This window comes from Magnetovibrio sp. PR-2, assembly GCF_036689815.1.
Classification (GTDB): Bacteria; Pseudomonadota; Alphaproteobacteria; order Rhodospirillales; family Magnetovibrionaceae; genus Magnetovibrio.
In genome coordinates, this window is the sequence record NZ_JBAHUR010000006.1 from 98,648 (window position 1) to 125,059 (window position 26,412).

Consider the following 26,412-nt stretch of genomic DNA (forward strand, 5'->3'; position numbering starts at 1 on the left):
CCATTTGGGTATAGGTCAGTTATGCAAAAACCCCGCGCTCTTTATTATCGGATCATGCAATACAGTGCAGAGAACAAAGCCCTTGTTGAGCGCCTGTATGACGTCACTGAACTGGACGATCCCCGCTATGACACGGATGAGATATTAGCCGGGACGCAAGTGCTGTTCGCGCCCTTAGGGTTCTTGGTCGATCAAGACAAAATGGATCGCTGCCCCAAATTGAAGGCTGTTGTGTCCAACACCACTGGCATTCCTCACATCGATGCCGAAGAAGCTGGTCGTCGTTCGGTCGCCGTGTGTGCATTGCATGACGAGCAAGCTTTTCTCGACACCATTACACCGACGGCGGAACTGACGATCGGACTGATGCTGTCTGCTTGGCGGCGTATTCCAGCGTGTCATGCCGTAGCATCCGGTGGGGATTGGAACCGTCGAGACTGGGGCGCGCCGCGGATGTTTTCGCGGATGCGCTTAGGCCTTGTGGGGCATGGCCGGTTAGGCAAGAAAACGGCAGAGATTGCTCAGGCCATGGGGATGATGACAGCGTTCTTCGACCCCTATGTCGAAGGTTCTGTGGACACCATTGAAGAGTTGGCGGCGCAATCGGATATCTTGAGCCTGCATGCGCCTGCGAACGAAGAAACCCGCAATCTGGTCAGCCGCTCGGTCCTTGAAAAATTGCCCAAGGGCGCAATGGTGGTCAACACCGCGCGGGGCGAATTGCTCGATACCGAAGCTCTGCTGGATATGCTCGAAAGCGGTCACCTCTACGCTGCCGGTCTCGACACCATTGACGGCGAATACGATCCTGAGTTCAGCAATCACTTCGGCGACAGCCGCATCGCCCGCTATGCTCGTGAGCACGACAACCTTGTCCTGACGCCGCACATCGGCGGTTCTACAACGGATGCCTGGTTGGAAACGGAACGATTCGTTATCATCAAGGCCGCGAAAGCGTTGGGAATAGATGACGCAGAATAACCCCCTGCGGTTCAATACGACTAAATACAGGTAAGTACGCGAATGCCAATCACGAAGAAAAAGGCCATGGTCTTTATCGACCACGACCTCATCATCCGCCATTTCATCAACGGAAAGGCGTTTGAACGGTTGAACGAAGAATGGGACGTCACGTACGTCTTCAATGATGATCCAACGACCGAGAAAAAGCATATTTTCACGGACGTTCATGATCTTGGCCTCAAAGAAGTCTTCACAACCCATATCACCCGTGCGCGCATGGGCAGCTGGTATCAACTCTATGCGATTTCGGTTCTGCACCATCAGCGAGGCACGCCCAACAAGAAGTTTCGCAAGCGTAGGATTTACGAAATCAACGGGCCACTTCGGGCGAACATTTACGACGCATTGAGCCTGCCGGGGATTTTCCCGATGGTTCAAAAATACTATCTCAACCGCCAAGCTTATCTGCCGGAACTCGAAGAACTGATTAAGCAGAAAAACCCTGACATCTTGATCTACCCTTCGGTTTTGACCGGTTACTACATGAACGAGCTTCTGGTCTTGAAGGACCGTTTGAAAATTCCGTTCCTGGCCTTGATGAATTCTTGGGACAACCCCAGTCAGAAAGCGATGACCACCGGGCATCCGGACTGTCTTGCGGTATGGGGTGAAGAAACCCGCCGTCAGGCGATGACGTATATGGGCATGCCCAAGGACAAAGTGAAAATTCTTGGTGCAGCTCAGTTCCAGGGATACCGTAATGCTGTGCCGGAAACAGACGCCGAACTTCGTGAGATGTTCAAAGTCCCCAAAGGCAAGCCCATTATTCTTTATGCTGGTGTCAGCAAATCGGTCAACGAAACGCGCCACCTGGACCTTTTGGAAGAGAACATTGGGTCCGGCAAAATCCCCGACTGCCACATCCTCTATCGTCCGCACCCCTGGCGCGGTGAATTGGTCAACAATGAAGTCGGGTTCTTTGAGAAGGGCTACAAGCATATTTCCATGGATCCGTTCATGGAAGACTATTATCGTCGCGCGACGAGCGAAACAACGCGCGGCATCGATATGGCCAACTACGAAGTCACTCGGCGTCTTTTGGGGCTGGTTTCCGGCACCATTTCGACGTTGTCAACCTTGCTGCTGGAAACCGTTCTTCACGGTAAGCCGACCATTGCGTTCATGCCTGAGGCAGACATGCGTTACAAATTCGGCGCGCCAAAGCACCTGTTGCCGCGTTTGGCCCATTTCAGCGGCCTGTGGAATAAGCCAGGTGTCGACATGTGTCAGTCGGATGACCACTTGGTTGAGAGCATGAACGGCCTTTTAAAAGGCGCCGAAGACCCAGAACTGCGCAAAACAATGCTTGAGTATGCGCAGGATTTCGTCGACTTATCGGGTCCGACCTATAGTGAGCGTCTCAACATGCTCGCCCACGAGCTCACATCAAATCGCGAGGCATAGAGGTACAACAATGACTGTTTGGGGATTGATACCTGCCCGGGGCGGCTCGAAGAGCATCCCTCTGAAAAACCTTGTTGATCTGGATGGCCGCCCGCTTTTGGATTACGGCGCGACGGCAGCGCTTAAAAGCGGTCGATTTGACCGGATTGTCTGTTCCACCGATCACGATGGCATCGCCGCACGTGCGACGGAGCTTGGAATTGATGTCGATCGTCGTCCGGACACGTTGTCTGGCGACACCGCCAAGGTGGACAAAGTCGCCCAGGATTTCTTGCTGCGCGCGCAGCAAGCGGGTCGCACATTGCCTGATATTGTTGTGCTGATTCAGCCCACCAGCCCGTTTTTACTGCCGGAACACGTCTGCGATCTCATCGATCTGCTCAACAGCTGCGATTGGGCCCAGTCTGCACACAACTATTGCCCGGTTCCCCACAACACGCATGCTTGGAACCAGCGTACCGCAGACGCAGACGGAAAAATCAACTTTTTGTTTGCCAAAGAGCGCCAATCGGCGCGGAATAAGCAAGAAAAACCAGCACTTAAGGTGTTCGGAAACCTAATCGCGGCCCGATCTTCGGCGCTGCTTGATGGACGCGGGTTTTACGCAGAACCGTGTGCGGGTTGCGAAGTCGAACGCCCATATGAATTTGATCTCGACGAACCACTCGATCTTGTGTTATCCCATGCCCTGATCCAGGCTGGGGCTGTGAGTTTGCCTCACATGCAGGATCGCTAGAACGTTTACACACCTATTCCTTACGACTTTTTGAAAGCGCACTTGACTCATGAGAATCTTAGTTCTTGGTGGTGACGGCTATCTTGGATGGCCGACTGCAATGCATTTTTCCAAACGTGGCGACGAAGTTTGGATTATTGATAACTTTGCCAAGCGCCGCTGGGAGATGGAAGAGGGCATCGAACCCTTGCGCCCCATCGCCCCCCTTCATCATCGGGTCAAAAAGTGGAACGAGGTTTCCGACAACGAGATGCATCTGCGCATCATGGATCTTGTCGATGACCGGGCTGTCTACAAGCTGTTTGAAGAGTGCAAGCCCGATGCCATTGTGCACTACGCGGAACAACCGTCGGCCCCGTACTCGATGCAAGGGCGCACCACGGCTGTGAACACGCAAGTGAACAATATTGTCGGCAACCTCAATGTCCTTTTCGCTATGCAAAAGTATTGCCCGGATGCCCACTTGATCAAGTTGGGCACCATGGGTGAATACGGTACGCCGAACATCGATATCGAAGAAGGCTGGTTGGAGCTGGAACACAATGGCCGTCATGACCGCGTGCTGTTCCCCAAAAAACCGCACAGCTTCTATCACCTCTCAAAAGTGCACGATAGCCATAACATCGAGTTTGTCTGCCGCGTCTGGGGGCTGCGCTCCACGGACTTGAACCAAGGCGTTGTCTACGGCATCGACACGGACGAAACCCAAATGGGTACGGACTTCCAAACGTCGTTCCACTATGACGATGTGTTCGGCACGGTTTTGAACCGCTTCTTGGTTCAGGCGGCAACGGATCACGATTTGACGGTTTATGGTTCCGGCAAGCAGACCCGCGGTTTCTTGAACCTGCGCGACACCATCCGCTGCGTAGAAATTGCTGCGGACAACCCGCCGGAGCAAGGCGAGTTCCGCGTATTCAACCAATTTACTGAACAGTTCTCGGTCATGGAGTTGGCTGCCAAGGTTCAAGCTGCCGCCAAGCGCGTCGGTAAAGACATCACTATCAACCATCTTGAAAACCCGCGTGTTGAGCAAGAAGAACACTATTACAATGCCAAACATACGCGTTTGGTTGATTTGGGCTTGGAGCCGGTGCTGTTGACCGAAGAAGTTCTCGATAGCATGTTGGCCACCGTGATGGAAAACTGCGATCACGTGGACGCTGAAGTGTTCAAACCGCGCATTAAGTGGTCGAACCAGTCTTAAACTAAGGTGCGTGCCTAAATGGCAGAACCCAGGAAACGGGCCATGGTCTTCATTGACCATGACTTGATCATTCGTAATTTCATCAATAGTCGTGCGTTTCAGGACTTAAATGAAAACTGGGATGTGACCTACGTTTTCAATGACGATCCCACGACAGAAGAGACATCCATCTTTTCCAATATTGATGAACTCGAATTGCCCCGGGTTCTGACAACACACATCACGCGTGAGCGGATGGCCAGTTGGTACAAGCTCTATGCAATCGGCGCGATGCACGATAACCGCGGCACAGCACAGAAGGCTTATTGCAAACAACGTCTGTATGAAACGCACGGGTATTTGCGCACCAACATTTTCGATGTGTTGGGCCTGCCCGGTATATATGCGATCGCCCAGCGCTACGTCTTCAACAAGCAAGGCCATTTGCCAGAGTTGAAGAAGCTCATCAAAGCCGAAAAACCCGATGTTCTGATTCATCCGTCAGTGTTGGCAGGTTACTTTGTGAACGAGCTGCTTGTGCTCAAGGACATCTTGGAGATTCCATTTTTGGTGTTGATGAATTCTTGGGATAATCCCAGCCAAAGGGCGATGACCATCGACCATCCCGACTGCCTTGGCGTCTGGGGGGAAGAAACCAAGGATCAGGCCATCGAATACATGAACATGCCGGCCGACAGAATCCGCGTCTTGGGTGCGGCCCAATACCAAGGTTACAGAACCCCGGTTTCAGATGACGACCTGACTTTGCGCCGCATGTTTAAAGTGCCCCAAGACAAACCCATCGTGTTGTACGGCGGCATAAGCCAGTCGCTCGATGAAATCCGTCATTTGACGATGTTAGAAGACAAAATAGAAACCGGAGAAATTCCGGATTGCCATATCTTATACCGTCCACACCCGTGGCGCGGTGACCTGGTTGAGAACGAAGACAACTTCTTTGATCACGACTACAAACACATTTCCATGGACCCATTTATGGAAAACTATTACCGCCGTATTTCGACCATGAATGATCGCGGCATGGATATGTCGGATTTTGAAATTTCGCGCAAGCTGTTGAAAATGGTCTCGGGCACGATTTCCAGTTTGTCGACGTTGTTGCTGGACACCGTTCTGCACGGCAAGCCGACCATTGCGTTCATGCCCCATGCGGACATGGTCAAAAAATTCGGCCGCCCCGAACACTTGCTGGACAAACTGGCTCACTTTAAGGGGCTTTGGGGCCGTCCGGGTGTTGATATGTGCCGCTCGGACGACAACTTGTCGGCAAGCATCGCCAATTTGTTGAAGCAGTCGAACGACGAAGACCTGCATCAAACCATGTTGGAATATGCTCAGCGCTTTGTCGATTTGTCGGAGCCCAATTACAGCACGCGCCTTTATCACTTAGCAGAAGAAATGACCTCTCAATGAGCGATCAAGAACCATCCCAAAAGGCCTATGGCAAAGCCCCCGAGCCGATCTTTATCGGCGGCTTGATGAAATCGGGAACCAGCCTGCTGCGCGCTTTATTAGGCCAACACCCCGATCTGTTTGGCAGTTTTGAAACACACTGGTACGAAGACGCGATTCGGGAAAACTGGGCAGACCCAAGTTCCAAGCGCATGGGTTATCTGCGGAACTTTTTCGACTTAGACGATCCGACGTATGAAAAGATTTGCGACCTCAAATGCGCCGATCCTGCGCGCGAATATGTGGATATAGTGCTTGAGTACAAAACCCAAGAAGTCGGGAAGAAGCGTTGGGTTGAAAAGACGCCGGACAACATTCGCCATTGGACGCTTGCCAAAGAGATTTGGCCGAACGCGAAGCTTATCCATGTCACGCGGAATTACAAAGACTGCTTTGCGAGTTGGAAGGACAAGCGTAAGGATACGATCGAGACGTTCTTAACGTCCGCGCTTTCCGCCTATCACGACATCGATGGCTTACTTGGTAAAGAGACGGACGATTACATCCAGATCGATTACTTTGATCTCGTCACTCAGACCGAACCGACGATGCGCAAAGTGTTGGATTTCATTGGTGAAGACTGGTCAGAAGCCTGCGCTGAATTACAGTTGGACAAGACAGGTGAAGAGCGCGAAAAAGTGAAAACGGTTTTGGGTCGTGAAAGCCACACCAATATTTCTCTGTCCAAACAGATTTTTCCGGACTCCATCGGTCAATGGGAACGCATTCTGTCACCCGAAGAGGCCGAGACGATCGATCGCGAGCTTTCTGTTTATGCCGACAAAATTGGCGTCAAATCCTAACGCAGGATCATAGGACCTTTTATGAGCGACATATATTCACGTTGGCGGGACGTCGATTGCATCCGTGGGTTTGCCAACAAAGGTGCCGAGGACTTCTTTAAGTCCGAAACGGTTTTTATCGATTCCATGGCCCACGATGCCCACAGCGTTTTGGACATTGGCTGTGCCAGTGGACGCATGATCGAACTGCTGAGCCAAAAGTTTCAAGACCTGAGCTACACCGGCGTCGATATTGTCGAAGAAAACATTCGCCTGGCCCGTGAAAATTATCCTGACTTTGCATTCCATTGCACAAACGCCCTTGAGTTTGAAAACACGGATACGTTCGATTTGGTCAATGCCACGGGCGTGATGCAACACGAAGTGAAATTCGAAGAGTTGATCAATCGCATGATCAACTGGTCAAACAAGTATGTGTTGTTCGATGTCAAACTCGCCAATGTTGATGAGCATGTTGTGGACATCGAGCGCTCTTACTGCGGCAAAGAACACAGGCTCAATTACAACCTGTTTTGTCTGCCGAAATTCCTTGAATATCTGCACGGCTGTAAGGGGCTTTCGAAAATTTCTTTGTTTGGTTACGAAACGGGCTTGAACAATAGAACGGTCGTCCCACCTAATGTCTCATACATCCTGTCTGCAGGGTTTTTGTTAGAACTGGGGGACTTGAACGGGGGCAAAATTGAGGTTGATTCCCAATTGCCGATTTCAGCGCAAGACCGGCTTTCAGCTAATTCCATAAGCTGAAATGTCGAACAATGTCCATGTCACTCAGGTTATCCATCACAAGTCGAAAGAAAGTCTATGGCGACGAAACTTGATCCTTCTGATCTGACAGATCAAAAGGCCCTATCCGTAATCTATCACTACAGCCACCCCAGGGAGGGATACGACTTCCCGGGACTTCACGGTGTTGAGAGCCCCATTTTTGCCAAGCACGTGCAGGGGCTGAAAGAGCATTTTGAGATGGTGGATTGTTCGGATCTCATGGATAAGCCCTCGCAATCGGGGCGCCTGAAGGCCTGCATCACCTTTGATGACGGCATCGTCGATGTTGAACGCTACGTGCGCCCGACGCTGAAAGCCGAAGGCGTCCCCGCGATTGTGTTTTGCTGTTCCCAGCCTTTAATGGAAGGCAAGGTGCTCAATGTCCAAAAAATCCACCTGATGATCAGTAAACTGGGATTTGACCAATTTTCCAAAGAATTTCAATCTGTTGCCGATACGCACGGCTACGATTTGGCCAGGGATCGGCAGGATATCAGTCATTTGGGCCTGCGCGGCAGCCACCGGTTTGACAATAAAACCGTTGGTGACTTCAAGCGGATGATCAACTTTGAACTTCGCTATGATGTTTTAGATCACATCCTCGAAGTGATGTTCGCGACCCATTTTGGCGATGAGCGGGACGTGAGCAAGCGATTGTACATGTCTTTGGACGATATGCGCCGCTGTCAGGACGATGGCATCGAAATCGGCCTGCACACCCATTCTCACCGACTTTTGAGCCGCCTGGACAGGGCTGGACAAGATGAGGAAATCCGTGTGTGTCTGAACTATTTTAAACACCACCTCGACCTTAAAAATGTTCACATTGCATACCCTTTTGGAGTATACGGTGTGTGGAACGAAGATACGGTTGATATCATGACAGACTTGGGGTTAAGAAGTGGCCACGCTTTGCACCCAAAATCAATCAGCGAGAAAGAACTTGATGAAAACTGGGCGATTCCCCGGTATGTCACGAATGATTTATTTGATGTCGATGGCAATTTCACTCAAAACAGCTTTGAAACGCTGAAAACCCTACGTCCGCTAAGCTCTTAACGGCCTTGAAACCAACAACAAGCACATTAAGTTAGAGTGTGCATGCAGATCAGTTGCAAGACCTGACTACAGATGACTGGAGACCTCTTAATGCGAACACCCCAGTATGACGTCCTTCCTCATGACGATGAGGGAGAGAAACGATCAATCAGCAAGTCTGTCTGGCTTGTAGACCCGACTTACACCCAGCAGCAGGTCTCCGCTGAATTGATTCCCTATGCTATGGGGCTTTTGGCCGAATATGCTGAAAAGTGTATCGACTTCGACACGCCGATCCGGATATTCAAATATCCCGAGGACTTAACGCAGGCCATCGAAGAAGCTGAAGAGGCTCCGATTGCGATTGGATTTAGCCACTTTGTCTGGAATGGTTATTTCGGCTATGAGTTCGCGAAACGTCTCAAAGAGCTGCACCCCAACATGGCGACGATTTTTGGTGGCCCCAGCTATCCCGTGTCCGAAGATGAGCAAGTCGAATTCCTGCGCGAGCACCCGGAAATCGATTTTTACGTCATCAAAGAAGGCGAAGTTCCGTTTGTCCGTCTGTTGCAAGGTCTAATCGATCACGATTTCGACATTGATACGGTCAAACGTCTGGCGATCCCGTCGGTTCATGCCATGGCTGCGGATGGCAAAGCTTACTTGGGAGACTCCTCGATCCGCCTGAAAGATCTGACAGCGGTTCCGTCCCCGTATCTGAGCGGACGTCTAGATAAGTTCTTTGACGGAACACTTCTGCCCATCATGCAGGTCCGCCGCGGCTGCCCGTTCGGTTGCACGTACTGTGTGGAAGGCGATGCTTTTTACAACAAAGTGACCTCTAACGATGACGACAAAATCGATGCCGAACTCAATTATATCGGTGCGATGATGGAAAAAACCCGTGGCGCAAAAGGCCGCAACGACCTGTCCATCGCTGATTCCAACTTCGGCATGTACAAAGGCGACGTCGGTATCGCGAAATCGATTGCCGCCGTGCAGGAAAAGTACAACTTCCCTGAATACATCCACGTCGCCATGGGCAAAAACCAAAAGCATCGCATTTTGGAAGTTGCTGGAATGGTGAACGGTGCACTGCGTTTGTCGGGTTCGGTACAGACGTTGGACACCAACGCCCTGGAAATCGTTAACCGCGCTAATATCTCCACCGATGAGATGATGGTTTTGGCCCTTGAGGGCCGCAAGATCGACGCGAACTCCTACAGCGAAGTGATCTTGGGATTGCCGGGTGAAACCAAGGCAGGACACTTCCATACGCTGCGCACGCTGATGGAAGCCGGCTTTAATCGTGTTATCACCTATCAATTGATGATGCTGCCGGGCAGTGATTTAGCCACCCGCGAAACCATCGAAAAATACGGCATGGAGCTGCGCTACCGGATTTTGCCGCGTTGCTTTGGTCACTTCGAAATGGCGGGCAAGCGCATCAACGCAGCCGAAGTCGAAGGCATTTGCGTGTCCAATAATACGCTGTCGTTCCAAGAATACCTTGAGTGCCGCCGCATGCACTTGATGATCTCGATCTTCCATAACGATGCTGTGTTCAGCACGCTGCTGAAGTTCTTGAAGTCCATTGGCGTCCCCATCTTCCGCTGGCTGGAACTGCTGTCCGAGACGCCCCCAGAGGGTCGCTTGAAGGGCTTGTTGGACAACTTCATGGGCGACACCGAAAGCGAATTGTGGATCGACCGCCATGAGTTGGAAGCCTTTGTTCAAGAAGGCGATACTGTCGAACGCTACATCAAAGGGGAATTGGGCAACAACCTGATGCTGCGCTACAAAGCGTACAGCATGACGGAATACCTGCCGGAAATTCGTGACCACGCCAAACTGACGGCTCAAGCGCTCTTGAAAGAAATCAAACAAGATACGCCCGCCAATGTTCGTTTCGTGGACGAAGCCGTCGACTTCGACGCCAGCAAAATGAGCAACATCTGGCAAAACAACGACGTGGAAATTACCGGTGTCTACAACTTTGACATCGCGCGCTTTACCACCGAAGAAGAAGACTTCAGCTCAGTCAACAACTACCTGCTGAACCAACCGACCGGATTTAAGTTCGTGTTGGAAGACACCCAAAAGCAGGCGATTGAACGCAACCTCGCCGTGTTTGGGGATGACTTCAACGGGATTGCCCGGGCGCTGACAAAAACACATACCAAGAAGTTGCTACGCCAACCTCAACGGGTCACCGCTTAGACGCTTTCAGGACTGCCCCCCGAATATATGTATCGGGGGGCAAATTCCTTAAAGGCCGTGTGGCCAACATCATTTGATCACATCTCAAGCTTTGGTCCCCACGAACATAACCGTTCCTGAGGGCGAGTCGCTTTTTGAGCACCTATAAAACAATGCCTCACTCTACTGTATCAACCTTATCGAGCGAGCAAGGACGTTCGGTTCTGTTTTTGTATCCGGGCACAGCCCGTGACAGCCGAATGGACTTGGTGAAACAAGGGCGTGCGCCCAAGGATTTCTTTTATGGCTTACCCCATATTCAATCGTGTGGGTTTGATGTGTCCATCGGCAACACGCGCAAAGATCCCAAAGGCGCGTTGAACCGTGGTGTGTTGATGTATGAACGCATCCGAAACCGCTACTTGAACTTCGGTTTGAGCGTTTCACGCGTCAATGCCATAGCCGATCAGATTGGTGGTGCAGACATCGCGTTGAGCTTTAACGATTTTTTTTCTCTCTCCATGGGGCTTTATCGGAGCAACATTCCCGGCCAAATGCGTTTATTGGGGGGCTTCCATGGGCTTTCAGATTTGGTCGAGCGCCCGCCCAGTATGTTTCGGGGCTATGCAAAATCTCAACTGATGAAAGCTATTGAAGGATTGGATCATTTGTTTTTCTCCGGCGAAGTGGATCGGGAAAAGGCCATTGAAATGTTCTCAATCCCCAGAGAAAAAACCAGCTATTACCCTTTTGGCGTCGATGCCGAATTTTGGCGGCCAGATGATAAGCCCTATGAGGCCGAAACCGTTTTGTCCGTCGGCAGCGATCCCAGCCGCGACTTCGCCACGCTGATCAATGCCAACATCCAAGACCTGGTGCGCATTATTACGCGTTTGAATGTGGGCGGGGGAGATGTTCCAGACAATGTGGAAATCGTCCGTGGCAGTTTGTTCGGATCCGAAATTACGGACGAAAAGCTGCGTGAGCTTTATCAGCACGCCAAAGTGATCGTCGTGCCGGTTCGCGACGTCTGGCAGCCCAGCGGTTGCAGCGTGACCTTGCAGGCGATGGCCTGTGGAAAAGCCGTTGTCATTTCCGATATCAAAGGCTTGTGGGACCGAGACCAATTGAAGTCCGGTGAAAACTGTTTGTTGGTTCCTCCGGGGGATCCAAAGGCCTTGAAAGATGCCGTTGAAGGCCTTAACAGCGACCCCAAGTGGCGCGAAGAAATGGGGCGTGCGGCCCGCAAAACCGTCGACGATCATTTCAGCATATCACGCATGGATCACGCCTTGGAAAAGATCGTTCGTGATCAACTTGACTATATCCGATAGTGTTTCACTCTCTATGTTTCGTTCAATGAAACTGCAGGTTGTCGTCCTTGCTGTTTAACTCTCCAGAATTTCTGCTATTCTTTTTGCCGGTGGTTTTGATGCTGTATTACGCATTGAATGCGTACGCATCACACCGCATGAGCATCGGATTCTTAGTTGTTGGCTCTCTCTTCTTTTACGGTTGGTGGGAGCCGGTTTATTTGCTGTTGATCGTCTCTTCGATCATCTTCAACTATTCTATTGCACAGCTTATCATTCGCCAGCGCGCCCGGAATGCCCAGACCATGCTGTATCTGGTGGTGGGGATTTGCGGCAATCTGTTTGCACTGGGTTTCTTTAAGTACAGCAACTTCTTTCTCGAAACGTTTGGTGCCGTCTCCGGTGCGAGCTTCAGCACCGTGTCCATCGTGCTGCCCCTAGCAATTTCATTTTACACGTTCCAACAAATCGCCTTCTTGGTGGATGTCTACGCCCGTAAGGCTGAAGAGACGGACCTCTTAACCTACAGTTTGTTCGTCACCTTCTTCCCACAGCTGATTGCTGGGCCCATTGTTCACCACCGCGAAATGATGGGTCAGTTCAAGACGGCTCCGCCCATGAACGGGCAGTTATTGAATAATCTTGCGGTTGGCTCGACCATCATTGCCATCGGGTTGTTCAAAAAGGTCGTCTTGTCGGAAAAGATGGCGTTTTGGTCGGACCGTGTGTTCAGCACGGCAGCCCTGGGAACCGACCCAACGTTTATCGAAGCTTGGATTGGCGTTTTGGCTTTCACGTTTCAGATCTATTTTGACTTCTCCGGCTATTCCGACATCGCCATCGGGCTGGCGCGCCTGTTCAATATCCGGCTGCCGTTGAACTTCGATGCACCTTATAAATCAAGAAACATCGTTGAGTTCTGGCGCAAGTGGCACATGACCCTTTCGCGGTTTTTGCGCGATTATGTTTACTTCCCGCTCGGCGGCAACCGCAAAGGCGGTGGGCGCAGATATCTAAATTTAATGATCGTCATGGGCCTAGGCGGGCTTTGGCACGGAGCCGGTTGGACATTTGTTTTGTGGGGACTGGCCCACGGCGCGTTTTTGACCATCAATCATTTTTGGCATCGTGTTCTCAGGGCACTGGGCTTGAGCGATCGCGTCGAGGCCAGCAAGCTTGCATCCGCAGCCGGACTGGTTTTGACGTTCGTGTGTGTCGCATTGACGTGGACGTTGTTTAGGGCTGAATCGATGATGGGCGTTGAAAGCATGTTCAGGGCCCTGGTCGCGTTCAATCAAATCGTTCTTCCGCACCACTACCAAGCCGCGTTGAGCAGCCTTACTCCGGTGCTGGATGCGCTTGGGGTTGTTTACGGTTCAGTGCCTTTGTACGGCGGGGCAATGCAACTGTTGTGGCTCGCGGGTGCTTTGATGTTTGTGTGGTTCTTCCCTACCACGCAAGAGCTGATGCACAAGTTCGAACCGGCATTGGATTTCAAATCCCACGGATCGCCACGCGTGTTTGGTGTCGCCATTTGGGCATGGCGCCCATCCTTGTTATTAGGCATCGTTGTCGGTGGTGTGACCTTGAGCATTATCCTTAAACTTTTGGCAGGCCAGTCGGGTGAATTCATCTACTTCCAATTTTAAGGGTTATCTGAACGGATACGCCACGGTTTTGCTGATCGGCGTGATCGGGTTCTGCGCGGGCAGCGAATTCCTGGTGCGCACGGTTTACGCACCAAAGAACAGTTTTGATGACATTCGCGCCGGGCTATATGCGTCAAATGCGGCTTATGGTGCGTTTGCCGATTCACGTGGCGCGAACGGGTTGAAAAGCTCGCCCAATTTTGAGAATTTCTCAACTGCGGGCGACAACCTCAACACCATTTTGGCGAAGGCACAAATCTTTTCTGCACGTCCGGGCGTAACAGGCATTGTTCTGCAAGCCGACCCACATCACTTCGCCAGCTACCGCTTAGAGCGCGACCAGTCAGCTATCCAACAAGACTTGATCGACAATGAACAACATCTGATCCAGTTTTTGCGGCCGGTGTATCGCCAATACATTCTGAGCTACTGGTCTGCGTCTCTCAAAGAGCTGTTCATGGGTTCGCCAAAACACAGCGAAGCGGGTGGTCACAGCTTGTCGAAGATTGTGCGTTTGACGGATCTATCCGAGGCCGTAGTGAAACAAAAGACATCCATCCGTGCCGGACAACAAATTCCAATTGACAGCTTTGAACGCGCCAAGTTCGCGCCACAATATAAAATGGCGGTGGATGAGTTTCTTCGCCAAGGTTTGAAGGTTTGCCTCGTGACGTTCCCGGTCAGCGAAACCTACCGCACGTATTCAAACGGCGAAGCCACCTACCAAAAGGCCAAGGACTTCTACGCCGGGTTGGGACGGACGACGTCGGCGAAATATGTCGACTTGTCGGCTATTTTTTCCGACGCCTTGTTTTCCGACCCCGATCACTTGAATGTTGAAGGCGCGGAAAAACTCACCGACATCGTTTACAGCTCTTGTTTTGGAACGGCTCAATGAAAATTGCAATCGGCTACCAAGTGATTGAAGGCCCTTGGGGCGGCGGCAATCGGTTTGTGAAGTCCTTGAGTACCGCCCTTGAACAGGCTGGTCACTCGGTCGTCTACGATCTGGACGGGCCCGATATCGATATCATTTTAGTCATCGATCCACGTACCCGCATTCCCAATATTCCGTTTGGGGCAGGGAACATTCTGCGCTATTTGACAACGCAAAATCCCAACGCCGTTGTTGTCCATCGCATCAATGAATGCGACGAACGCAAGGGCACGCGTTTCATGAACTGGCGGCTGCAGCTTCTCAATTATTGTGCGGACCATACGGTGTTTGTGGGGTCTTGGCTGAAGGACTTACAGGTCTGGCGAGAGCAAGACAATCACGGTTCCAGCGTCATCCTCAACGGGGCCGATACAGACATCTTCCATCCCGAAGGCCGGGCCGTATGGGATGGTTCTGAGCCCTTGAAGTTGGTCACCCATCATTGGGGTGGGAACTGGATGAAGGGTTTCGACATCTATGGCCGCTTGGATCAGATGATGGGGGATGCGGCTTGGAAAGAGCGCATTGACTTCACCTACATCGGAAATGTTCCGGCGAATTTTGAATTCGCAAATGCGACGTTGTTGGAGCCGATGGATGCACAGGGCATCGCCAATGCATTGCGCAGCCACCATGTCTATGTCACGGGTTCCATCAACGAGCCAGGCGGCAATCATCAAAACGAAGGCGCTTTGTGCGGCTTGCCGCTGTTGTATCGAAATTCAGGTTGTATGCCGGAATATTGTGAAGGGTCCGGCGTGATGTTCAACGGGGTCGAGGACTTCGAGCCCGCCCTGAAAGAGATCATGGATAACTATGCCCACTGGACGTCGAACGTTTTGAAGTATCCCAACACCGCCGCGAACACCATTAAGGCTTATGTGGAGCTGTTCGACCAGTTGTATGCCGAACGGGACGCGATTGTTCAAATGCGCGCGATTTGGCGCAGTCCGTTGACGTATCTTCTCAACCAAATTCCGTATTAATGTGTGGTTTCAATTCTTTGCGTCTGGCGTCTGATGTGGCATAAGTTTACCTTCAAGCAAACCATGGTTATGAGCCCCGCGTTCCATGCCATGCGGCTTTCTGATTAGGCGATTACAATCTATGTCCCAGACTCCGAAAAAAGCTCTTATCTTTGGCATTTCAGGCCAAGACGGCGCCTATTTGGCTAAATTGTTGCTGTCGAAAGGCTATGAGGTGCACGGGACATCTCGTGATGCGGAAATGGTGAACCTCGGCAATTTGGACGCGCTGGGGATTTGCGATCAGGTTCGACTGTTGTCGGCGGCTCCGGCAGACTTTCATAGCGTCTTGTCTGCCATGATCCAGGCCAAGCCGGACGAGGTCTACAATTTAAGTGGTCAAAGTTCTGTAGGGCTGTCCTTCGAACAACCGGCGGAAACGCTCACTAGCATTGCGTTGGGCACTCTTAACATCCTTGATGCCATACGCTCTTCGGGCATTGATGCTAAATTCTATAACGCCAGCTCAAGCGAGTGTTTTGGTCATACTGGCTCAACGCCTGCGGATGAAGAGACGGTGTTTCGTCCCTGCAGCCCGTATGGCATCGCCAAAGCGGCGGCGCACTGGGAAGTGGAAAGCTATCGTTCATCCTATGGCCTTTTTGCCTGTTCGGGGATTTTGTTCAACCACGAATCGCCGCTGAGGCCATCCCGGTTTGTGACCCAAAAAATCATCAAGGCCGCAGTGCGCGCGTCTCAAGACCCGAACCACAGTGTGACGATGGGTAATTTGGACATTCGTCGCGATTGGGGTTGGGCTCCGGAATATGTGCACGCCATGTGGTTGATGCTGCAACAAGACGAGCCGCAGGACTTCGTAATTTCGACGGGCCAGGATTATCCGCTGAAAGATTTTGTCAAAACCGCGTTTGAAGCCTTTGACTTGGATTACCGGGATTTCGTCAAGACCGACGCATCCTTCATGCGCCCCAACGAACTGGAACAAAGTGTCGGCAATTCTCAAAAAGCGAAAACCGTACTGGGCTGGGAAGCCAAGACGTTCATGCATGAGGTCGTTCACAAAATGATAGAAGCTGAGCTCGAATGCCAATCTGCTAAGGACAACGGTTCATGAGTGTCCTCAAAGAACATCTGAGGATCGCGCTCAATACAGCAAAATGTCTCCCGGCCCGCATGCGCGGTTTGGTTGGGTTGTCGTCTCAAGCGGGCGATGATACTCAGGTGAAGTTCATAATCGAAGATGCAAACTGGGCCATCCGCTGGGTTGGTGAACACATCTGTGAGGAGATCAATGCACTTCATCCCTCCACGGCGAAGACGGGCATCAGCCCCGTAGGAGATTTGAACAAGGTCGTGCACTTCGGTTCGCAATACATGTGGCTGTCTTGGGGCGGTGCTGCAGGCCGTTCGAACAAATACGTGGTTTCCTTTTTTCACGGAAAGTACGAAGACGGCCCAGATGTGGCGCGTCATATCGATCGCTTCTTAGACAGCACCCCGCGCCTGTCGCGCATTGTGGTGTCGAACAGCATTCTGAACGACCGGCTGGTGTCTTGGGGCGTGCCGTCATCTCAGATTGTGCAAATCCCCATCGGCGTCAACATGAAGACCTTTGTGCCGCCGAAAGCAGGACAGCGCGATGCGGCTCGTGCCAAGTTCAACATTCCCTCCGACGCGGTGGTGATAGGTTCGTTTCAAAAAGACGGTGTCGGCTGGGGCGATGGGATGGAGCCCAAATTGATCAAGGGGCCGGATATCTTTGTCGAAACGTTGAAAGAATTAAAAAACGACTTTCCCGTATTTGTCATGCTGACAGGCCCGGCGCGTGGATACGTTAAAGCGCGCTTGGACGAAGCGGGTATTCCTTTTGCCCACACCTATCCCGAAGACCCGGCGAACTTAGTGGAATGTTATCACGCGCTTGATCTGTATATTGTGAGCTCGCGTGAAGAAGGCGGGCCCATGGGCTTGATGGAAAGCATGTCATCCCATGTGCCCGTTGTTTCGACTAACGTCGGCATGGCACCTGACCTCATCGAAGATGGCGTGACAGGCGGACTTGATTTGACGCTGACCCCGACAGGTCTGGCTCAAAAAGCACGTGACATCTTGTCTATCCAGGATCGGGACACATTACTCAAAAAAGCACATGTGGCCGTTTCCCCGTGTGATTGGCCGATTGTTGCCCGGCGTCACCATGAAGAAGTGTATGCGTCGCTTATAGATGATGTTGCCAAGTAGCACGTTGATGGAGATGTGCGTGTCATTCTTTGACATCAATATTAAAAGTTCATTGAAGGAGCCAGCCCCGTGTGCGGTGTAGCCGGCCTGTGTCTGTTTCAACCTGACCCGCGTCTAGAGGGGCTCGACGTGTTGGCGGCACGCATGGCTGAAGCTATGGAACATCGCGGTCCCGACGATCAGGGCGTTTGGACGGACCCGAACGCCCCTGTCGGGCTCTGCCACCGTCGCTTGTCTATCATTGATTGTTCACCCATGGGCCACCAACCCATGGTCAGTGCGAACGGCCGGTTTGTGATTTCCTATAACGGTGAGATTTACAACTTTGCAGAAATCGCCAAAGAGCTGCAAGCCGCTGGTCATGAGGTCTATGCCCATTCCGACACCGCAGTGTTGCTGGAGGCCTGCGCCGTGTGGGGCGTGGAAGAAACGCTGAAACGCTGCGTCGGTATGTTTGCCTTTGGGCTGTGGGATCGCGAAACCCAAAGTCTGACGCTGGCGCGCGACCGCCTCGGAATCAAGCCGTTGTATTGGGCGCATACGCAAAAGGCGTTTGTCTTTTCGTCCGAGCTCAAAGCTCTGCGCGCTGTTGGACTGATTGAAGAAGAGATCGATCGCAGCGCGTTGGCAAGCTATATGCGTTACGCGTATGTGCCTGCGCCGTACTCCATTTTTAAAAATGTTCACAAGCTATTGCCGGGACACATCTTGCGAATTGCGAAAGGTGAACCGCCCGTCACAAAGCCATACTGGGATGTTCGCCATGTTGCGAAATCCGGTGACGTGACGCCGTTTGGTGGCTCATATGATGAAGCCGTCGAAGTTGCAGAAAAGCATATCCACGACGCGGTTCAAAAACGCATGGTCTCAGATGTGCCATTGGGCGCGTTCTTGTCAGGTGGGATCGATTCTTCTCTCGTTGTGGCGTTGATGCAGGCTTCCAGTTCACGGCCGGTTAAAAGCTTTTCCATCGGCTTTGAAGAAAAAGGCTTTGATGAGTCTGTTCACGCTAAAGCCGTCGCCCAACACATAGGCACAGACCATACTGAACTGTATGTTTCGTCACGCGATGCTTTGGATGTCATTCCAAATTTGGGCACGTGGTACGATGAGCCGTTTGCCGACAGCTCCCAAGTCCCGACATATCTTTTGTCCAAAATGACCCGGGATTATGTCACCGTGGCGTTGTCGGGAGACGGCGGTGATGAGGTCTTTGCCGGATACAACCGTTACTTCTGGGCAACAAACATCTGGAATGTATCAGGTCGCGTTCCCCGGCCGCTGCGCCAATTGATGGCGGGGCTGATCAAGGCCTTACCCCCTCAAACCTGGAGTGGTTTGGCCAACGCTATTCCGTCCCAGCGCATTCCGCCTCAATTCGGCGACAAGCTATATAAAGTTGCGGACATCCTCGGTGAGCCATCAATCGATGCCGTCTATCGCCGGTTGGTGAGCCAATGGCCGGACCCCGCTGACATTGTGATCGGAGATGGCGAGCATCAAGGCGTGCTGTGGGACGCTTCGACACACCAGGTCAGGGCGGACGATATGGGGCGAATGCAGCTGCTCGATATGATGACATATCTGCCCGATGATATTCTCACCAAAGTCGACCGGGCTTCCATGGCCGTATCGCTAGAAGTGCGCGTACCGTTGATCGATCACCGGGTGTTGGAATTCGCCTGGACGCTGCCGCGCGAATATTTGGTGCGGAACGGGCAGGGTAAAAGTATTTTGCGCTCGATCCTGTATAAGCATGTTCCGCGCGAACTGATTGAACGCCCTAAAATGGGCTTTGGCATACCGTTGGGAACATGGTTGCGTGAAGATTTGCGCGATTGGGCTGAAGACCTCTTGTCGCCAGAGCGGTTGCGCAATGATGGTTTCTTCGATGTTTCCGCGGTACGCTCTATCTGGCAAGACCATGTGTTGGGCACCCGCAATTATCAATATGCATTGTGGAATGTCTTGATGTTCCAAAATTGGCATAAGGCTGGGCAATAGAGATGTTGAACGCCGTCGCAGCTCTGTGTGTGGTGGTGCCACTGTATATCCTTGGCAAAGAAATTCGTACGCGCCCCATTCATCAGGTGGTGTTGTCGCCGTTTTGGTATTTCACCTTCATTCTCTGCGTGGCCTTCCCCATTCGGGCGATGATGATCGATGCGGACTTAATCATCATTCAAGCTCTGGGTCATGCCCAAGATGAGAAGCCGACATCGGTAATGTTGGCGTCCGCGTTGATCTTTGTTTTGGGTTTGTGGGGTGCCGCACTTACCGGCCGCCATTCGATCTTGAAAAGCTTTGCCGTCAGCGATGACGAGACCAAACCCCACAACTCACCCGCTCAAGAAACTGGACGCGAGCACAAACGACTGTTGATCGGCTTTGGCATCATGGCGCTCGTGTGTATTATTGTGCTTGTTGTGCTTGGTGAAAGAGCTATCACGGACTTTAACGGGGCGGCGTATCAAAAATCGAGATTGGGCGCCGGACCGCTTTTGATGATACCCGAGCTGTTTACGTATGCGGTGTTGATCCTTTTGGGCTGGCTGATCGCGTATCGGGCACGACCGATCCGCAGTATCGAGTATCTGGTGATTGCAGTTGGTTTGGGCTTAACCGTTTGGGTGTCGATTGATTTGTTCTCGCGCCGATTCATCGCGGCGGCTTTGCTGGGCATGGTAATCTTGCTGGTTGTCAAACGCAAAGCCTGGTGGCCGGTTGGGCTGATGGTGTTTTTGTCTTCGATTGTCGCGACCGGCATTCTCGAATTTTTGCGCCAACTTTTTTACCTGTCCAACAGTCAGTATTCGTTTGCCTCACCGAAAGAGCTCATTGAGCATGTCTTTATCAAAAATTTCGCCATGTTCATTTCGTCGAGCTACGAAGGGGTGGAGCATCTGGCGCGGTTTATGGATAAAGCGTCTTGGCTGCAGCTTTTGACCGGTGTTGATCACGGTACGTCGTGGGTCTTTAACGCGGGCCTGTCGTTGGTTCCCCGGATGGTCTGGGAAACCAAGCCAGTTATTTATGGCGGGTTCGCACAGTTTCACTGGCTGTACCCAGCAGCGTTCAAAGACGGGTTTGCAACCGCAGGGATACCGATGTCTTTTGCGGTCGACTTTTCGTTCGGCTTCGGTCTGGTCTTCGCCGCATTGTTGACGTTCTTGCTAGGACGTCTTCTCGGCATTTGCGAGCGTCACTTTTGGTCTGGGCAGGCCACACCGATGCAAATCGTCATCAGTCTATTCATCTTGATCTATATGTTCAATTGGGTGCGGGGCGGATCGATCATTGTGCAGAGCTTGCTTTTATTCTCGATTCCCTGCGTGATGATGTTTGGGTTCCAGTCCGTTCTCAAGACCATGTTTGATCTTGTCGCCGAAACGACGGGCGTTATGGGGGGGGCGGCCGCGATTGGCCGGAAAGTCTTCTTTTATCCGCATGCCTATTTACGAGACCGCCAGATGGACACGGTTCGCAGCTGGCCGGAAGAAGGCGTTGAGAACCCAGACCTCGTGACGGCGCGCACGGGCGGGCAAGTCACGCGTGAACAAGCGTTGAAGCCCGCAGGCCAATCGTGGAAAACCAGGTTGCCCCTGATCAACCTCAAACGCCGCCCGGATCAAGCGCCTTGCGGCTCCACAGTTTATGTCTGGGGTGGTCTGATCACGCACGGCCCGTTCATATCGGATATTGATAATCCCTACGCCTATACGGCCTACAATCCGATGGCGTTGAAGCTTTATAAACCGATCCTTTCGGCAATACTTGAACATCCCCGTTGTCAAGAGATCCGCTGTCTCAGCCAAGCATGCCGCGCGTCATTGGGCCGCGAGTTTGGTGCGGCCGTTCTCAACAAAGCCACCGTGCAATACCCGTGTGGGTCGTTGACGGTGGCGCACCCCAAAACGGCAGACCCGGATCGTTGCCGCTTTGTGTTCATCTCCACACAATTTGAAATCAAAGGCGGTGAAGCCTTGTTGAGGGCGTTTCTGCGTGTCGTGGCGGATCACCCGCATTGCACTTTGGATATGGTTACTCACATCCCGGAGCACTTAGCGGAATTGGCTGAAAATATCCCCAACGTCACTATCCATCCGGCACAGTATTCGCGCGAAGAGATCCGAGAGCGCTTTTTACAAAATGTCGACGTGTTGGTGCATCCGACCTATTTCGACTCGTTTGGCATGGTTGTCTTGGAAGCGCTGTTTGAGGCTTTGCCGATCATCGCCACGGATGTCTACGCCATTGGTGAGATGGTTCATGACGGTGATAACGGCTTTTTGTTGGAACCTCCCGTGTCCATTTGGGACAAGGACCGACCATCGAAACTGTTTTCCGATATCCACCAAGTGCATGCAGCACTTAGCCAAATAGACACGACGGGTTTTGAAAACGCTCTGGTCGCCGCTCTCAGTGAATGTGCCCAAGCCCCGGAGTTTCGTACGCGTGCTTCACTTCGCAGTTCAAAAATCGCGGCGGAGATGGCAAAACAAAACCCATGATGATTACTTTTGTCATTCCCGCCTATAACGCCGCCAAGACCATTGATACGACCTTGGGGTCCGTGTTTGCGCCAGAGCCTCTTGCGGAAATGAGCCTGGAAGTCATCGTCGCCGATGATGGCAGCTCTGATCGCGAAAAACTTCTCAATATTATTGGGCAGTACCCACAGGTTAAATATTGCGCCAATGAGACGAACAAAGGGAAGATTGCCGCCGTCAATTTGGCGATCAGTCAAACGAAGGGTGATGTCATCATCATATTGGATGCCGACGACACCCTTGTGCCGGACTGGCCCCAGCGTCTGTCTTCGATTTTACCAGACTGGCCCGAAGATGCTTTAATTTGCTTTAGTGCTTGCCAAACTCAAAACGGTGAAACGACGGTGTCGCGGCCCGATTACGATGGGCCGCAAACGTTTGGGGACATCATCTCTGAAACCTACGCCGGGGAATACTTACCCATGTTCAGGGGCGATAAGATCCGAGAACTTGGAGGATACTTAGACCCCCAAATGCCCTGGGGGTGTGAGATGTGGACATACTTGCGTCTGTCCAAAACCTATCCGGTGTGGATCAGTTCAACGGTATTGCGGGTGTATCATTATGACCGCCCGGGTTCATTAACGCATTCCAGAAATGAGAGCAAAACGGCCAGCCAAATTTCGCGTTGTCATGAATTGGTGCTCGACGAATTCGAAAGCGATTTTATCGCTCATTCACCCAGATATTATTTTAAACGCCGACTGCGCCAATCTGTTTATCTGGCGCTTTCAGGGGACATGTCAAAAGCGTTCAGAGTTTGGAAAGAGAATGCCCGTGTCTCCCTTTTTGTCGAAAGCGCTGGCGCACTTTTGTTTATTGTCTTGGGTAGCAAATTTACCAGCTTCGCCATTCGCATCGCCAAGTCCCTGGGCTTGGTTAAAAAGTTTGGATAGTCGAAACACATGTGTGGCATAGCCGCAATTTCAGCCCGTACGAGCTGCCCCGCCATTGCAGAGATGCTCGGTGTCATGTCGAGCACAATTCGTCATCGAGGCCCTGACGATCAAGGGAAGTTTGTCTGCGACAATAAAATGGCTGCGTTGGCGCATCGTCGCTTGAGCATTGTCGACACCAGCTCGCGCGGGCGTCAGCCGATGTTGAACGAAGACGCCACGCTGGCTCTGATCTGCAATGGTGAAATCTATAACTACGTTCAGCTTCGAAAAGAGCTGGAGGCCAAGTCCCATAGCTTCCGCTCACAAAGCGATAGCGAGGTTATCTTACACCTGTACGAGGAGTATGGACCCAAACTGGTCGACAAGATTGTCGGTATGTACGCGTTTGTGATTTTACACATTCCGTCCGGCGAGATGTTCTGTGCACGCGACCCGTTAGGCAAGAAACCTTTTTATTATGCCGAGACGCCGGCCCTTGTAGCTGTTGCCTCCGAAATCCCAGCACTGCTAGCCGTGCCAGAAGTTCAGCTGGATATTGATGTGCGCGCGCTTGGAATTTTCTTGTTGAGAAACTTGCGCCAGATACCCGACCCCATGACTATATACAAGGGGGTGCGTAGCCTTCCCCCAGGGCACACGATGAAGATCTCAAACGGTGTCGTGAGAAACGTGCAGCGGTTTTGGCATCCGTCTTTGAAAGCTCAACCGACGAGCAAAGAAGATGTGCGTGCCGCGTTGGAATGCGCGATCGAGCGCCGACTGACCGGGGATGTGGAGATCGCGGCGCTTTTATCTGGCGGCGTCGATTCCTCCGCGATTGTGGCTTACCTCACCCAGAAGATGGACACACCTGTGCGCACGTATGCATTTGGCCTGGATGAAAACGACATCGAATTGCAACGGGCCCGTGAGGTGTCGAACGTGTATGGCACGCGCCACAAACAGTTTTACTTCCAGCCCGAAAAACAACATGACCTTTTCGAAGATTTGCTTGTCCATCACGGACAGCCGATCATGGCTTTGCCGCTGACGCATGCTTCCATGTTGTTTGACGAAATTCAAAAGGATGGCATTAAAACTGTTATGGCCGGGCATGGCGCGGATGAGTTGTTCTATGGTTATGATGGCGCAAAGCACCTTTTGTTGCTGTCTAAGCTTGAACCGGTTTTGCGCCTGGGTGTGTTCTCAGCGCTGGCGAAATGCATGCGGGGTGCGGTCAAGCCGGGAAGGCTTCGCGATGCGCTGGAGGTCATCACCCATCCCAAGGGCGCGCGAAAGCTGGCTTTGTATGAAAACGAAGCCCACACGTTGTGGCCCCAGATTTTTGCGACACCAAACGATGTCGCCAGTTTGACCGATTGGATGGCGCCTTGGATGCACTCTGCGCCGGATGCCTATATCGACGAGGCAGCCTTTTTGGGATTGATGCAGGAAAATGCGCACGCCATAACCATTGGTGGTGATTTGCCGGCGATGCTGCATGGTGTCGAAGTGCGCTGTCCGTTTATGGATCGCGACTTGGCTGAGCTGGCGCTCACGACGCCTTATGCACAAAAGGTGACGTTAGGCAGAAACGGTTGGAGCGGCAAACGCATTTTGAAAGATGCGCTTCAGGGCATCGTGCCTCAAACGGTTTTGAATGGGCAAAAACGTGGTTTTGGATATTACATCCAAGAAGACGCCGTGTTGCGGGGGCCGTGGAAAGAGCGCATCGACGATGTCTTTGCATCGCCCAACACTTGCGGGGGGCTTTTGGATGCAAACAAAATACAAAACCTCAAATCCAGGTTTGATGAAAAAGACCCGAGCATTCCGGCGAGTTTGATCGCAAAGCTGTATGCCCTGAACCGCTTCTTAGCCATTCGAGGCCGCGTCCCGTCATGAACGTGCAAGAGACAGCTCGACAGTACATATCGTCGCTCGCTCGCAACCGCGATTATACGTGGAGCGTGTTCAGCAGCTACGTGCACATGGGGATGAACATTCTTGTTCAGCTCGTCCTGATCCCGATTTATCTACACTATCTGTCGAAGGAAGAGTTTGGTCTGCTGATGATTATTCTTGGCGGCACGAATTATCTGGGGATCGGGATCGGCTGGGTGGCGGCGGGATCCCAACGCATTATGGGGGAGCACGCCAGTCATGAACGCACCATTGAACTGCTCAGCACCTATGGCCTGACAAAGGGGCTTTACCTGCTTTATGCCATTGTAACATCAGCGGTGATTTTCGCTGTGCTGTGGTTTTATCTGGGCGGTGAAGTGGGCTTTGTCGATTTGTTTGGGCCAAACGCTTTGTATATTGTGGTTTTTGGCTTTGCCAACATTTTGGTGATGTATGACTTAAACGCGGACCGGGTTGCTTTGATTGCGGTCGGTAAGCAGGCCTGGGCCCACGTTTTAAGTGCTGTGTCGCTGTTCGTCTTTGCTTGCATCGTGATCCCGGCTATGATGTATGAAAGCAGCCTCAGTAGCGTGATGGGCGCCCTGTTCTTGGGCAATGTGGTTGCTCGGATCATGTCGTTTGTGGTGATGCGTCGAAATGCCATCGTGATGCGCCTCTCCACGCGCCAAGTCGTCACGGACCTTAAACGTCTTATGGGCCGCATGGGTGGAGGATACGCCCTTTACGGCATCTTGATTTTGACCTTGTTGCAAGGCGATACGTTGCTTTTGGCTGCCATGGGCGGGGCTTTGATCGTGTCGGATTATGTGCTGATTTGGAAAGGAGCTGATGTGATCTTGCAGCTCCTGTGGCGGCTCCCCGAAACGCTGACGCCTTATCTGATCCATATGGATGCAAAAGGTGAGCGTCATCGTATGCAGGGCATATACAAAAAGGCGAATATCACGATGATTGGCCTTAGCGCCCTTTGCGCCCTTTTATATGCTCTATTTGGTCAGGCTATCGTCGAGCTGTGGGTAGGTGTGGAACACACCCCGCAGGTGAGTGGTGCTTTTGCGCTGGCCGGGCTCGGACTGTTTTGGATGGCGATTGCCCGCTTGCCAGTGGTGTATGCCTTTTCAACCGTCCGTTTGCAGCCTTTGGTCGCTGTGCTGGGCTTTGAAACCATTGCCAAAGTAATAATCGTAATTGCACTTTTCCCATTCGTCGGGTTATATGCTCCTCTGATTGCGATGAGCGTCATTCACGTTTTGGGTGTTGCTTATTTGTACCAAAATCTTCGCCGTAAAGTGTTTTCGTAAA

The 26,412-nt window shown here is 52.0% G+C and carries 20 protein-coding genes; all 20 read left to right on the forward strand.

Annotation, left to right across the window (positions count from 1 at the left end; all coding sequences use genetic code 11):
- The first annotated feature begins 21 nt into the window (after nucleotides 1-21).
- Entirely contained in the window at nucleotides 22-981 is a 960-nt protein-coding gene (locus tag V5T82_RS08925) for an NAD(P)-dependent oxidoreductase (RefSeq protein WP_332895275.1), read from the forward strand.
- 42 nt (nucleotides 982-1,023) lie between these two features.
- Complete coding sequence (locus tag V5T82_RS08930) at nucleotides 1,024-2,427, forward strand: glycosyltransferase family protein (protein ID WP_332895276.1); 1,404 nt, start codon at nucleotides 1,024-1,026, stop codon at nucleotides 2,425-2,427.
- A 10-nt stretch (nucleotides 2,428-2,437) separates the two neighbouring features.
- Nucleotides 2,438-3,163 (forward strand): acylneuraminate cytidylyltransferase family protein, encoded by a 726-nt coding sequence (locus V5T82_RS08935; protein WP_332895277.1) that lies wholly within the window; start codon nucleotides 2,438-2,440, stop codon nucleotides 3,161-3,163.
- Nucleotides 3,164-3,212: 49 nt separating this feature from the next.
- Nucleotides 3,213-4,370, forward strand: coding sequence for an NAD-dependent epimerase/dehydratase family protein (locus V5T82_RS08940; protein ID WP_332895278.1), 1,158 nt, complete (start codon nucleotides 3,213-3,215; stop codon nucleotides 4,368-4,370).
- An 18-nt stretch (nucleotides 4,371-4,388) separates the two neighbouring features.
- Entirely contained in the window at nucleotides 4,389-5,783 is a 1,395-nt protein-coding gene (locus V5T82_RS08945; RefSeq protein WP_332895279.1) for a glycosyltransferase family protein, read from the forward strand.
- Nucleotides 5,780-6,625 (forward strand): sulfotransferase family protein, encoded by an 846-nt coding sequence (locus V5T82_RS08950; protein ID WP_332895280.1) that lies wholly within the window; start codon nucleotides 5,780-5,782, stop codon nucleotides 6,623-6,625. The genes V5T82_RS08945 and V5T82_RS08950 overlap by 4 nt, the downstream gene beginning before the upstream one ends.
- A 21-nt stretch (nucleotides 6,626-6,646) precedes the next feature.
- The gene (locus V5T82_RS08955; protein WP_332895281.1) at nucleotides 6,647-7,372 is read left to right on the forward strand and encodes a class I SAM-dependent methyltransferase; all 726 of its coding nucleotides are present in this window, start codon (nucleotides 6,647-6,649) and stop codon (nucleotides 7,370-7,372) included.
- Nucleotides 7,373-7,429: 57 nt separating this feature from the next.
- Entirely contained in the window at nucleotides 7,430-8,452 is a 1,023-nt protein-coding gene (locus V5T82_RS08960; RefSeq protein WP_332895282.1) for a polysaccharide deacetylase family protein, read from the forward strand.
- 90 nt (nucleotides 8,453-8,542) lie between these two features.
- Entirely contained in the window at nucleotides 8,543-10,651 is a 2,109-nt protein-coding gene (locus tag V5T82_RS08965; protein ID WP_332895283.1) for a B12-binding domain-containing radical SAM protein, read from the forward strand.
- Nucleotides 10,652-10,803: 152 nt separating this feature from the next.
- Nucleotides 10,804-11,964 carry a glycosyltransferase family 4 protein gene (locus V5T82_RS08970; RefSeq protein ID WP_332895284.1) on the forward strand — a complete coding sequence of 387 codons (1,161 nt, stop codon included), beginning with the start codon at nucleotides 10,804-10,806 and terminating at the stop codon, nucleotides 11,962-11,964.
- Nucleotides 11,965-12,101: 137 nt separating this feature from the next.
- Entirely contained in the window at nucleotides 12,102-13,592 is a 1,491-nt protein-coding gene (locus V5T82_RS08975; RefSeq protein WP_332895285.1) for an MBOAT family O-acyltransferase, read from the forward strand.
- A complete protein-coding gene (locus V5T82_RS08980; RefSeq protein WP_332895286.1) occupies nucleotides 13,567-14,490 on the forward strand; it encodes an SGNH/GDSL hydrolase family protein in 924 nt (307 codons plus the stop codon). The genes V5T82_RS08975 and V5T82_RS08980 overlap by 26 nt, the downstream gene beginning before the upstream one ends.
- On the forward strand, nucleotides 14,487-15,515 hold the full coding sequence (locus V5T82_RS08985) for a glycosyltransferase (protein ID WP_332895287.1): 1,029 nt from the start codon (nucleotides 14,487-14,489) through the stop codon (nucleotides 15,513-15,515). The genes V5T82_RS08980 and V5T82_RS08985 overlap by 4 nt, the downstream gene beginning before the upstream one ends.
- Before the next feature lie 121 nt (nucleotides 15,516-15,636).
- Entirely contained in the window at nucleotides 15,637-16,629 is a 993-nt protein-coding gene (locus V5T82_RS08990; protein WP_332895288.1) for a GDP-mannose 4,6-dehydratase, read from the forward strand.
- Nucleotides 16,626-17,756, forward strand: coding sequence for a glycosyltransferase family 4 protein (locus V5T82_RS08995; RefSeq protein ID WP_332895289.1), 1,131 nt, complete (start codon nucleotides 16,626-16,628; stop codon nucleotides 17,754-17,756). Before V5T82_RS08990 ends, V5T82_RS08995 begins: the two co-directional genes overlap by 4 nt.
- Before the next feature lie 69 nt (nucleotides 17,757-17,825).
- Nucleotides 17,826-19,760, forward strand: coding sequence for an asparagine synthase (glutamine-hydrolyzing) (asnB, locus tag V5T82_RS09000; RefSeq protein ID WP_332895290.1), 1,935 nt, complete (start codon nucleotides 17,826-17,828; stop codon nucleotides 19,758-19,760).
- 2 nt (nucleotides 19,761-19,762) lie between these two features.
- Nucleotides 19,763-22,267: a glycosyltransferase family 4 protein gene (locus V5T82_RS09005; protein ID WP_332895291.1), complete on the forward strand. Its 2,505-nt coding sequence runs from the start codon at nucleotides 19,763-19,765 to the stop codon at nucleotides 22,265-22,267.
- Nucleotides 22,264-23,202 carry a glycosyltransferase family 2 protein gene (locus V5T82_RS09010; RefSeq protein WP_332895292.1) on the forward strand — a complete coding sequence of 313 codons (939 nt, stop codon included), beginning with the start codon at nucleotides 22,264-22,266 and terminating at the stop codon, nucleotides 23,200-23,202. Before V5T82_RS09005 ends, V5T82_RS09010 begins: the two co-directional genes overlap by 4 nt.
- Before the next feature lie 9 nt (nucleotides 23,203-23,211).
- The gene (gene asnB, locus V5T82_RS09015) at nucleotides 23,212-25,089 is read left to right on the forward strand and encodes an asparagine synthase (glutamine-hydrolyzing) (protein WP_332895293.1); all 1,878 of its coding nucleotides are present in this window, start codon (nucleotides 23,212-23,214) and stop codon (nucleotides 25,087-25,089) included.
- Entirely contained in the window at nucleotides 25,086-26,411 is a 1,326-nt protein-coding gene (locus V5T82_RS09020) for a lipopolysaccharide biosynthesis protein (protein ID WP_332895294.1), read from the forward strand. The genes asnB (V5T82_RS09015) and V5T82_RS09020 overlap by 4 nt, the downstream gene beginning before the upstream one ends.
- The last annotated feature ends 1 nt before the right edge of the window (nucleotide 26,412 follow it).